This window comes from Caballeronia sp. LP006 (assembly GCF_031450995.1).
GTDB lineage: Bacteria > Pseudomonadota > Gammaproteobacteria > Burkholderiales > Burkholderiaceae > Caballeronia.
The window spans coordinates 301049-311987 of the sequence record NZ_JARTVW010000005.1; the positions used below are offsets into that span (position 1 = coordinate 301049).

The following is a 10939-nucleotide window of genomic DNA, read 5'->3' on the forward strand; positions in this document are numbered from 1 at the left end:
GGCTTTCGGCCGGTTCGACGAATGGATGAGGAGGAGCGCCGGCACTTCGCGGTCGATCTTCCCGAGCGTGAAGTCTGCGGGCAGACGCGTCCCGTCGATCACGCGAACAGACCGGTTTTGGCACGTTATCTCGCCGCATTGCCTGCGCGGCCTTGACCAGATAATTCATCGGAATCGCCCTGACAGGCCGGCATAGGTGTTTTCGGCTGGCGCGTGGGACGCCGCCAGCCGCGCGGCGACAACATCACCCTCGGAACACGAAAGACATGACAGCCAGCCTGCCTCCCGAATCAGTTTCCGCGCTACCGCTGGAGCGAATGTTCGTCACGCAGCCGCATCTGCCGCCGCTCGCGGAATTTTTGCCCTACCTCGAGCAAATCTGGGAAAGCAAGGTCCTGACCAACGGCGGGCCGTTCCATCAGCGCTTCGAACAGGCGCTCGGCGAACACTTAGGCGTCCGGCATCTTTCGCTGTTCAGCAATGGCACGCTCGGGCTCGTCACGGCGCTGCAGGCGCTGCGCATCACGGGCGAAGTCATCACGACGCCGTACTCGTTCGTGGCGACCGCGCATTCGCTGTTGTGGAACGGCGTCAAACCCGTATTCGTCGATGTCGATCCTGTCACGCTGAATCTCGACCCCGCGAAGATCGAGGCGGCCATCACGCCTCAGACCACGGCGATCCTGCCGGTTCATTGCTACGGCAATCCGTGCGATGTCGATGCAATCCAGCGGATCGCGGACAACTACAACCTGAAGGTCATCTACGACGCCGCCCATGGCTTCGGCGTGCAGACCGAAGCGGGCAGCATCCTGGCGCACGGCGATCTGTCCGTTCTCAGCTTCCACGCGACAAAGGTGTTCAACACTTTCGAAGGCGGCGCAATCGTCTGTCCGGACGCAAAGACCAAGCTGCGTATAGACCAGCTCAAGAACTTCGGTTTCGTCGACGAAACGACGGTGGTGGCGAGCGGCATCAACGCGAAGATGAGCGAGATCAACGCGGCGTTCGGCCTGGTTCAACTCGAACACATAGAAGATGCGCTCGCGCGCCGGCGAGAGATAGACGCGCTGTACCGCGAAATGCTGCGCGATGTGCCGGGTATCCGTTGCCTGCCAAGAGGCTCGCAGACCGTTGCCAACTGCTCGTACTTTCCGATACTCGTCGAAGCCGATTTCTCGCTCACCCGCGATGCGCTCTACGAACATCTGCGCAGTCGGCAGATCTATGCGCGGCGCTATTTTTATCCGCTTATCTCCGATTTCCCGATGTACCGCGGACTTCCCTCGGCGAGCCGCGCGAATCTGCCGGTCGCGGCCAATGCGGCCAGCAAGGTACTGTGTCTGCCGATCTACCCGGCCTTGAGCGACGAGCATGTCGCCTTCGTCGTCGAGACGATCTTGAGCGCTGCAAACGGCCGCTCTCACGACCTGAAATGACCGCCAAATCACCGTCTGTTCGCGCGATGAGGTCGTGCAGCGACATGGCAGAATTTTTCCTGAGAGTCGGGCTGCAAGGCGCACGGCGCTAGATGTTTTCCGCATGACGACGACGCGCGTCAGCCCGACCGCTTTTATCGATGCTTTTTTCAGGACGCAGGCCGCACCATGATGATCAACGTGCTCGAATATTTCGAAGGAGGTGCGCTGGCACGCATGCCGGAAAAGACCGCCATCGTCGATGCCGACAAGCGCTATAACTTTCGCGAGCTCGAAGTTCATGCGAAGGCATTCGCCGCCGCCATTCGCGCGCGTACCGATGCGATCCGCCATCCGATTGCCGTGTTTCTGCCGAAGTGCGCCGAAACCATCTTCGCCGACTTGGGCATTGTCTACACGGGAAACTGCTACGCCAATCTCGACATCAAGCTGCCCGCCATCCGCCTCAAGGCAATTCTCGATAATCTGGACGCACCGCTCATCGTGACGAACGCCGCGCTGGCGTCTTCCTTGAACGCAGTCGGAATCGATGACAAGCGGATTCTCCTTATCGACGACGTGGGGCATACGGACCACGCTTCATCGAACGTCGAACTGGATTGGTGCCTCGACAATATCATCGACACGGACCCGCTCTGCATCATCCACACGTCGGGTTCCACGGGCGTGCCGAAAGGCGTTGCACTCAATCATCGCGCGACCATCGACTTCATGGACTGGGCATTCGAACGTCTGGCGCTCGATGGCAGCGAGACGATCGGCAGCCTGTCTCCTTTGTACTTCGATATTTACTCGCTCGAACTCTTCCTGTGTCTCGCGAAGGGCGCGACCATCTCGCTGATCCCGGAACAGATCGCGGCTTTCCCGGCTTCGCTTCTCCAGCACCTGATCGATCAGAACATCAGTTTCATTTTCTGGGTGCCCACGATCATGGTGAACATCGCGAATCAGGCGCTGCTCGAACGCTTGCCGCCCGTCGCGCTGAAGAAGATTCTTTTCGCGGGCGAAATATTCCCCACGCGGCCGCTGAACATATGGCGCAAGCACTTGCCGCAAGCCATGTTCGTGAATCTGTACGGGCCGATCGAGGCGACGGTGGATTGCACGTACTTCATCGTCGAGCGCGACTTCGGCGACGACGAGAAGCTGCCGATCGGCTTTCCCTGCCGCAATTCGGATGTGCTGATCCTGACCGACGAGGGGCGCGCCGCGCGCATCGGCGAGCATGGTGAGTTGTGCGTGCGTGGCAGTTCGCTCGCGCTCGGGTACTGGAACAATCCGCGGAAAACGGCGGATGCCTTCACGATGAATCCGCTGCAGCCGCATTATCCCGACCGCCTTTATCGCACGGGCGATACGGTTTATCGAAACGAGCGCGGCGAGATCATGTTCGTCGGCCGCCGCGACTATCAGATCAAGCATTTGGGTTATCGCATCGAGCTTGGCGAAATCGAGCACGCCGCGTTGCAGATCGAAGGCATTGCGCAGGCATGTGTGGTGTACGACTCGGCGAAGAAACAGATCGCGCTGTATTTCGAATCGGACGAGAACGTTTCCGCCGCCGCCATCCGCACGGCGCTCGGCGCGCGCTTGCCGAAGTACATGCTGCCGACCGCCTTCGTGCGTATCGACAGCATGCCGCGAAACCCCAACGGCAAGATAGACAGGCTCGCGCTCTCGCAAAAGCAAGCGGCGCCGCGCCCGGCCGTCGAGGCGTGAAACAGGCTGGATTCGCCGCGACAGAAGTCGCATTGGCGCCGGTATTCGAACACGGAGTGGAATTTATGTTGGCAGCAAAGTTGATGGACTTGCTCAAGAGCGTGCGCCCGGAAAGCGACTTCACGCGGTCCGAGGATTTTCTCGAAGACGGTTTGCTCGATTCGTTCGACATGCTGACCCTGGTCTCGACCATCGACGACGAATTCGACATTTCGATCGATGGTCTCGACATCGTGCCCGACCACTTTCGCAACGTGCAGGCCATTTCCCTGCTCATCGCGAGATATGGAGTGACGCAGTGAACCTGTTCTTCAAGGGCAAGCGCATCAGCAGTCTGCTGACCGTCGTGCCCGCTCGCGAGCAATCGTTCGTCGAGGACATGAAGCGCTTCGACTTTCCAGAGGCGCGCTCGCGCAAACTCATGCAGGTCATGGGCTACGACAAGCACCGTCTCGTCGATGCCGATACCTGCGTGTCGGACCTCGCCGTCTTCGGGCTGGAGCAGTTGTTCGCGAGAAAGGTGATCGCTCGTGACGAAATCGATGCCCTCGTGCTCGTCACGCAAACGCCCGACTACCTGATGCCGCCGACGAGCAGCATCGTGCAGGGAAGACTCGGCCTGAAGCAGGACATATTCTGCATGGACATCAACCAGGGATGCGCGGGCTTCGTCGTCGGTCTCATTCAGGCGTTCATGCTGCTCGAACAACCGAATATCCGGCGCGTCGCACTCGTCAACGCCGACGTGATGAGCCGCAGGACTTCGCCCAGGGACCGCAACAGCTATCCGCTGGTTGGCGACGCGGCGTCCATCGCCATTGTCGAATCGGCGGCGCCGGATCGCGTGGTCCATGCCAATCTGAAGATGGACGGCACGCGACACGCGGCCCTGATGATTCCCGCCGGCGGAATGCGCATGCCGTGTTCGCCGGCAACGGCCGAGTTGCGGGACGAAGGCGATCACAATTTTCGTGCGCTGGATCATTTGAAGATGGAAGGCTCGGAGGTCTTCACGTTCGTCCAGACGGAGGTTCCGCCGATGATCACGGCGCTGATGAATCAGGCGGAAACGACCATCGACGAGATCGACTGGTTTCTGTTCCATCAGCCCAACCGCTTCATGCTGCAAAAGCTCGCGGACAAGATAGGCATTCCGTACGACAAGCTGCCCATGAACGTGGTGGAAAAGTACGGCAACAGCAGCGGCGTGACGATTCCAATGGCAACCGTCGAAAACCTGCGTGAAGTCCTGACGCAGCACGAGGCGCTGGTATGTCTCGCCGGATTCGGCGTCGGTCTCACATGGGGATCGATGCTCATGCGTCTCGGACCGCTGGACGTATGTGAAATGGTGCAATATCCCTGACAGGAGTGTCCAAATGAAAGATGCTTTTTACACCAACCTCGCCGAGTTGCTCGAAGTCGATTCGGTCGACCCAGACCTGCCGCTCGACCATTACGACAACTGGGATTCCCTGACCGCGCTCGCATTGATTGCGTGGCTCGACAAGGAGCTTGGCGTCTCGATCAGCGCCAAGGGCATCAGCGAATTCGCTTGCGCCGCGGACTTGTTCGCCGCGCTCGAAAAACAGCACGCCTGAGCATTCATGTCGAATCCTCTGAACCTCGAAGGTCAACGAATCCTCGTCACGGGTGCGGCGTCGGGCATCGGTCTCGCGACCAGCCAGTTGTTCAGCGCGCTGGGCGCGGCCGTCGTCATGCTGGATCGTGACGATGCGCGGCTTCAGCAAGCAAGCGCCGGCCTCAACGCGAAGACGGTGACCTTCGATCTTCTCGATACCGAACGCCTGCCCGGCCTCTTCGCCGAGTTGGCGCAAGCCGGGGGACCGTTCTCCGGGCTCGTGCACGCGGCGGGAATCAGTTCCATTGCGCCTACCCGCTTGCTGACGCCCGCGCGCTATCGTGAAGTGTTCAGCGTGAATGCCGAAGCTGCGCTCGCGTTGCTGCGCGGCTTTCAGCACCGCAGCGTATGCCGCGCAAATGGCGGCTCGGTGGTGTTCATCTCGTCGGTCATGAGCATCGTCGGCTCCGCCGGTGCGTCGGCTTATGCCATGTCGAAAGCCGCGCTCACCGGCCTTGCAAAATCGGCGGCTCTGGAGTTTGCGCCGAGAAGTATCCGCGTCAATTGCATTGCTCCCGGATTCGTCAAGACCGCGATGTTCGACGAAAACTCCCGGCACTGGAGTGAAGAGCAGCGCAAGCAGATCGAATCCGCGCATCCGCTGGGTCTGGGCACGCCCGAAGACATCGCCAATGCGGCCGCCTTTCTCGTTGCCGACTCCGGTCGCTGGATCACCGGTTCGGTGCTGGTCTGCGACGGCGGCTACACCGCGTCCTGAGCGAGACAGTCATGAGCCACGAATTTCATAGCCTGATCACGGGCGCCTCATCGGGCATAGGCCGGGCAACGGCCATTCAGCTTTCCTCCACGCGGTCGCTCGTGTTGCACGGCAGGGACCGGGCGCGGCTGGAGGAGACGCGACAGCTTTGCGCTAACCCCGACGCCCACGCATTGTGGGTGCAGGATCTTCGCGAACTGGACGAGATCGAGTCCGGATTCGTCGATTTCGTATCGTCGCGCGGCATGCGTATCGAGAACTACGTCCACTGCGCCGGCGCGTGGATCATCGGCCCGCTTCGTTTGCTCGAGCGCGCGAGCGCGGTGGAAGTCATGAACGTGAACTTCATGTCGGCCATGGAAATTTCTCGCTTGCTCGTGCGACGCAAGGTGAACGACAAGGCGCTCCGCAACATCGTGTTCGTGTCGAGTACCGCGAGTCAGTTCGGCGCCAAGGGACTCGGGGTTTATTGCGCGAGCAAGGGCGCGCTCGATGCCTATATGCGCGCGCTCGCCGTCGAACTGGCGCCATCGATTCGCGTCAACTCCATCCTGCCCGGCGCGGTTCATACGCCCATGACGGATTCGATATTCGGCAACGAGCAAGTGCGCGAGCGCATGACGGAGTCGTATCCGCTAGGTCTCGGGCGTGAAAGCGACATAGCCGGCATGGCCGAATTCCTGTTGTCCGACAATGCACGCTGGATCACGGGCCAGCAACTCGTGGTCGATGGCGGCCGCTCGGTGAACATTTCCGCATGACACACACGCTCGCAGCCGTGACCGGCATCAGAAATCTCATCATCGTGGGCGCGGGCGCGTTGGGGCGGGAAGTGCTCGTCTGGTCGCAACAGGCCATCGCTGCGGGAACGCCATGGAAGGTCAAGGGGTTTCTCGACAGCCGCACCGACATGCTCGACGGCTTTGCGTGCGGCGCGCCCATCATCGGCTCGCCTGAAGCTTATCTGCCGCTCGACGACGACATTTTTCTCTGCGCAATAGGCGATCCGTCGCAGAAGCGCGCCTACGTCACCCTGCTCGAAGACAAGGGCGCGGAGTTCGGTATCCTCGTGCATCCGACGGCGCTCGTGGGCAGGGACGTGAAGCTCGGCGCGGGCTCAATCATCTGTCCGTTCACGCAGATGTCGTGCGATATCGACGTGGGCCGCCACGTGTTTATCGGCACTCACAGCAGCGTGGCGCATGACACGTCTATCGGCAGCTACACGCAGATTTGCGGTGCATGCCAACTGAACGGTCACGTCAACGTGGGAGAGGAAGTGTTTATCGCGAGCAGCGCGACGCTGCTGCCGAAGTGCAACGTCGGCGACCGCGCGTATGTCGGCGCAGGCAGCGTGGTCTTGCGACGCGTGAAGGCGCGTACCAAAGTGTTCGGCAATCCGGCGATGGTCATCGGCGAAATGGGCAACGAGCGTTGACATGGCACGCGTTAAAACGGCCGCGCGGCTTGAACACATCGACGGTTACCTGTCGCAGCTCGGCTTTCGCGCCAGCCCCGAGCCGACGCTCGCCACGTTGCGGACCTTGCAGGAACGCCACACCCGCCGCTTTCCGTTCGAAAACCTGTCGACGCTCTTGCGGGAGCCTACGTCCATCGACGTGGCATCGCTCGAACAAAAGATCGTGCTCGGCGGGCGAGGCGGTTACTGCTACGAGCTCAACCTGCTTTTTCTCGCATTGCTCAGGCAGTTGGGATTCGAAGCGCGCGGCCTGACGGGACGCGTCGTCATGGGCGGCCCGGAAACCGCGTGGGCGCCGCGAACGCATATGTCGATTCTCGTGACGTTTGGACCGGGCGACGACTACATCTCGGATGTGGGCTTCGGCCGCATGGTGCCGACGACTCCGCTGCGGCTCGATACGGATGCCGAGCAAACGACATCGCTCGAACGTTTCAGGCTGCTGCGTCGCGAGGCCGATTACGTGCTTCAGGCGCGGATAAACGGCGTCTGGCGCGCGCTATATGTATTCGACTTGCAACGTCAGGAACAGATCGACTTCGAGATAGGCAACTGGTTCATCTCGACGCATCCGGCGTCACCGCTTGCGTCGCAATTGGTCGTTGCGCGCACGGACGAGGGAAGACGCAAGAGTCTCGTCGACGGCAACTACGGCGTCCATCATCTCGATGCGGTCGCCGAGCGCCGTCAGATTTCCTGCACCGACGAACTGCTGGCCGTGCTGCAAGACGAGTTCGGCATCCGCCTGCCCGGCGGCGACTTGGCGAACGTGCTGGGTCGACTCATCAAGCGTGTTTGATGCGGTGGCTTACCGGCCATCGAATCACGCGCTCGTCGTCCCCCACCCAAACGCCATCCCCGCCAACCATCTCCGATACGCCACCGACATCCGGTCGCACTTCTGATGCAACTCCGCATCGAGCGCGAGCGGCAGCAGCTTCGGCCATTGCGACTCCACGATCGGCGTGTCCTGCAGCAGAATCTCCATGTTGAAGTCGTACAGCTCCTCGTCGCTGTGCGAAGTCTCGTCTTCGTGAATGGAAACAAGCCACGCGCGGGTCTCGGTCTGCGTCACGGGCGACGCCACCAGCATGATATGCAGTGCGCCCATTGCCCCCGACGCCATCTTCGTGAGCTTCGCAACCAGCGGCCGCTTCACGCGATAAACGTAATCCATCATCGCGCCGCCCTGCCCCGGCAAACCCGCCGGCTGCCAGAAACGGCACTGGCGCGCTTCGAGTCCGTCGGCGCTTTCCACGACTTCATAGTCCGGCACTTCGGTATGCGCATCCTCGCCGAGAATGCCCACGTGCACGAACGAAAAGTGCGCCATGTCCAGGAAGTTTTCGACGACACGCGGCGCGGATGACTTCACCGTCTGCGGCGCAAGGTTGATGCGCCGTCCGCCCGGAATCGCGGCTTCGGGAAAGAAATCGAGCGCGTGCGCGGGCTCGCCGAAGCACATCCACACGACGCCGTATTTCTCCTCGGCGACGAACGCGGTGGCGCACGCGCGTTTCGAAGGCCGAAGCGACGGATTCGACGGAATCAGCACGCACTGACCAAGCGTGTCGTAGCGCCAGCCGTGATAGGGACACACGAGCTGATCGTTCGTCACCGTGCCCAGCGACAGTTGCGCGCCGCGATGCGGACAGTAGTCACGCCAGACATGCGCCACGCCTTCGGCATCGCGCCATACGACGATGCGCTCATCCGCGACGATGAACGCTCGCGTCGAACCCGCCGGCACGTCATCGCCATTACAGACCGCCAGCCATTCGCCAGCGAGAGAAAAGTCGTCGCTCATAGCACTGAAGCATCCGCAGAAAACGCCGTTAATCATCTGTCCGAGATGCGTTCTTACACGATTCACAGCAGCTTGGCAAAACGTTGCAAAATACCAGTCGTCGGAGACGAACATCGCGACCGGGCCGCAATAAGACAAAAGCGCGACAGCAAAGACACGCGCAAAAGACCATAACAGCAAGAAATCACCACCAGGGGTTCAGTATGGAGCAGGCGCATCAACCGGCACGCCGGGCCTATGCCTTCGCATGGTCCGGCAACCGGAATCCCGAACGCGAGCAAGCCATGCTGCGTATCGGGATGGGAGCGGCAGTTCTGCTGGCTTATGCGGTGTATGCGTGGCGGCACCCTTCGGCCAACGCGTCGCTGATCACGCGGTTGATCGCGCTCTACGTGTCCTACGGTGCAATCACACTATTGCTCGTCAGCCGGATGATGGCGCTGTCCAACGTCCGGCTCGTCATCACCACTATCCTCGATCAGGCGTTGCTCGGCGCGATGTTCTTTCTCTGCGGCACGCTCGCCTTGCCGCTGCTGTGGGTGGTGTTCTGGTTTCTGATCGGCTCGGGATGCCGCTACGGCAAGCGCACGCTCGCCATTTCGTGCGCGATGGCGCTCGTCGCGATCGTCGCGCTGGCGTTGTGGCAACCGTGGTGGGTGGCAAACCGCGCCGCCGCGCTCGGGCTCGCGCTGAGCGTGCTGGGCGCGTCGGTGTATCTGAGTGTGCTGGTCGACAGGCTTGGCAGCGCGAATCGCGTGCTGGCGCGGCAGGCATCGACGGACCCGCTCACGGGCCTCTATAACCGTTACGCGCTCGAACAAACCGTGAATCGCGCGATGTCCGCGCCCGAAGCCGCCGACGCGAACACCAGCGCACTGCTACTGATCGACCTCGACGGCTTCAAGGGCGTGAACGATACCTACGGTCACGCGGTCGGCGACGTGCTGTTGCAGTCGTTCGCGCAATTGCTTGCACGGCGCATGCGCAAGACCGACACCATCGCGCGGCTGGGCGGCGACGAGTTCGTCGTGCTCGCGCGCAACATGCGCGATCGCAGCGCGGTGCTCACGCTCACCGATGGCATCCATTCGGCGCTCGCCGACCTCACGCTGGTGCAGGAGCGGCCAGTGAGCGTATCGGCGAGTATCGGCGCCTGCTTGCTGTCGAGCGCGGCAGAAGCGCATGACGCCGATATCACCGCCGTGCTGAGAGCCGCGGATCGCGCGATGTATCGCGCAAAGAGTCTCGGCGAAGGCAAGACGGTGTTCGCCGAGGCGCGCGACTTCGAGATGCATTGAGCCCATCCGCGCGCATTCGAGCGCCTTTGCAAAGGCAAGAGCAAAAAGCGCGCGGCCCCGGTTCGGGGCTTCGCGCGCCTCTACAACTCGGAACTCAAGCCTCGACGCTAGTCCACGACTGTTCCCGCAGCTTCGCACGCAAACGCGCCACGGCCTGGCTATGCAACTGGCACACGCGCGACTCGCTCACTTCCATCACCGCGCCGATTTCGCGCAGGTTGAGGCCCTTCTCGTAGTACAAGCTCATGAGCAGCTTCTCGCGCTCCGGCAACTTGTCGATGGCTTCGATCAGCGCGCCGCGCAGGCTGTCGTCCAGAAGCGCCGACAGCGGGTCCGAACGATCGACGCAGTAACGGTCGAGGAACGGCTCGTCGTCCGCCGAGCGGTCGAAGTCTTCGTAATAGATCAACTGGCTGCCATGCAAGTCCTGCAGCATCGACTGATACTCGTCGAGCGGCATCTTCATGTGCTCGGCGACTTCGGTCTCGCTGGCTGAACGGCCAAGGTTCTGTTCCACCTTGTGTACCGCCGACTCCACTTCGCGCGATGTCTTGCGCATGCTGCGTGGCAACCAGTCATTGGCGCGCAACTCGTCGAGCATGGCGCCGCGAATACGCTGACTTGCGTAGGTTTCGAACTGGGCGCCCTGATCTTCCTTGTAGCGGCTAGCCGCATCGAGGAGGCCAATCATGCCGGCCTGGATCAGATCGTCGAGATCGACGCTCGCCGGCATTTTGGCGACGAGCTGGAGTCCGAGGCGGCGAACGAGCGGCGCATATTTCGTAAGCACGTCGGACTGCGAGAGTTTGCCTTGGGCGTTATACATCCTGTTCACC

General features: G+C 61.4%; 12 protein-coding genes. 10 read left to right on the plus strand and 2 right to left on the minus strand.

Annotation, left to right across the window (positions count from 1 at the left end; translation table 11 throughout):
- The first annotated feature begins 266 nt into the window (after positions 1-266).
- The 9 genes from P9250_RS18090 to P9250_RS18130 all read left to right on the plus strand — a co-directional run bounded on the left by P9250_RS18090 (position 267) and on the right by P9250_RS18130 (position 7797).
- Positions 267-1439, plus strand: coding sequence for a DegT/DnrJ/EryC1/StrS aminotransferase family protein (locus P9250_RS18090; protein WP_244826579.1), 1173 nt, complete (start codon positions 267-269; stop codon positions 1437-1439).
- A gap of 168 nt (positions 1440-1607) precedes the next feature.
- On the plus strand, positions 1608-3158 hold the full coding sequence (locus P9250_RS18095; protein ID WP_310394428.1) for an amino acid adenylation domain-containing protein: 1551 nt from the start codon (positions 1608-1610) through the stop codon (positions 3156-3158).
- 65 nt (positions 3159-3223) lie between these two features.
- Positions 3224-3460 (plus strand): acyl carrier protein, encoded by a 237-nt coding sequence (locus tag P9250_RS18100; protein WP_244826581.1) that lies wholly within the window; start codon positions 3224-3226, stop codon positions 3458-3460.
- Positions 3457-4524, plus strand: a complete 1068-nt coding sequence (locus P9250_RS18105; RefSeq protein WP_310394431.1) for a ketoacyl-ACP synthase III — start codon at positions 3457-3459, stop codon at positions 4522-4524. Before P9250_RS18100 ends, P9250_RS18105 begins: the two co-directional genes overlap by 4 nt.
- Before the next feature lie 13 nt (positions 4525-4537).
- Positions 4538-4759, plus strand: coding sequence for an acyl carrier protein (locus tag P9250_RS18110; protein ID WP_250466152.1), 222 nt, complete (start codon positions 4538-4540; stop codon positions 4757-4759).
- 6 nt (positions 4760-4765) lie between these two features.
- A complete protein-coding gene (locus tag P9250_RS18115) occupies positions 4766-5518 on the plus strand; it encodes an SDR family NAD(P)-dependent oxidoreductase (protein WP_244826584.1) in 753 nt (250 codons plus the stop codon).
- Positions 5519-5529: 11 nt separating this feature from the next.
- On the plus strand, positions 5530-6279 hold the full coding sequence (locus tag P9250_RS18120; protein WP_310394433.1) for an SDR family oxidoreductase: 750 nt from the start codon (positions 5530-5532) through the stop codon (positions 6277-6279).
- Complete coding sequence (locus tag P9250_RS18125) at positions 6276-6956, plus strand: acetyltransferase (protein WP_310394435.1); 681 nt, start codon at positions 6276-6278, stop codon at positions 6954-6956. The genes P9250_RS18120 and P9250_RS18125 overlap by 4 nt, the downstream gene beginning before the upstream one ends.
- 1 nt (position 6957) lies before the next feature.
- The gene (locus P9250_RS18130; RefSeq protein ID WP_310394436.1) at positions 6958-7797 is read left to right on the plus strand and encodes an arylamine N-acetyltransferase; all 840 of its coding nucleotides are present in this window, start codon (positions 6958-6960) and stop codon (positions 7795-7797) included.
- 24 nt (positions 7798-7821) lie between these two features.
- On the opposite strand, the gene P9250_RS18135 is transcribed toward P9250_RS18130, so the two are convergent.
- Entirely contained in the window at positions 7822-8805 is a 984-nt protein-coding gene (locus P9250_RS18135) for an aromatic ring-hydroxylating dioxygenase subunit alpha (RefSeq protein WP_250492827.1), read from the minus strand.
- A gap of 203 nt (positions 8806-9008) precedes the next feature.
- Between P9250_RS18135 and P9250_RS18140 the strand changes: the two genes are divergently transcribed.
- A complete protein-coding gene (locus P9250_RS18140) occupies positions 9009-10103 on the plus strand; it encodes a diguanylate cyclase (protein ID WP_250466160.1) in 1095 nt (364 codons plus the stop codon).
- 94 nt (positions 10104-10197) lie between these two features.
- Here the strand turns inward: P9250_RS18140 and P9250_RS18145 are convergent, their stop codons facing one another.
- Entirely contained in the window at positions 10198-10929 is a 732-nt protein-coding gene (locus tag P9250_RS18145) for an RNA polymerase sigma factor FliA (protein WP_244826590.1), read from the minus strand.
- Between the last annotated feature and the right edge of the window lie 10 nt (positions 10930-10939).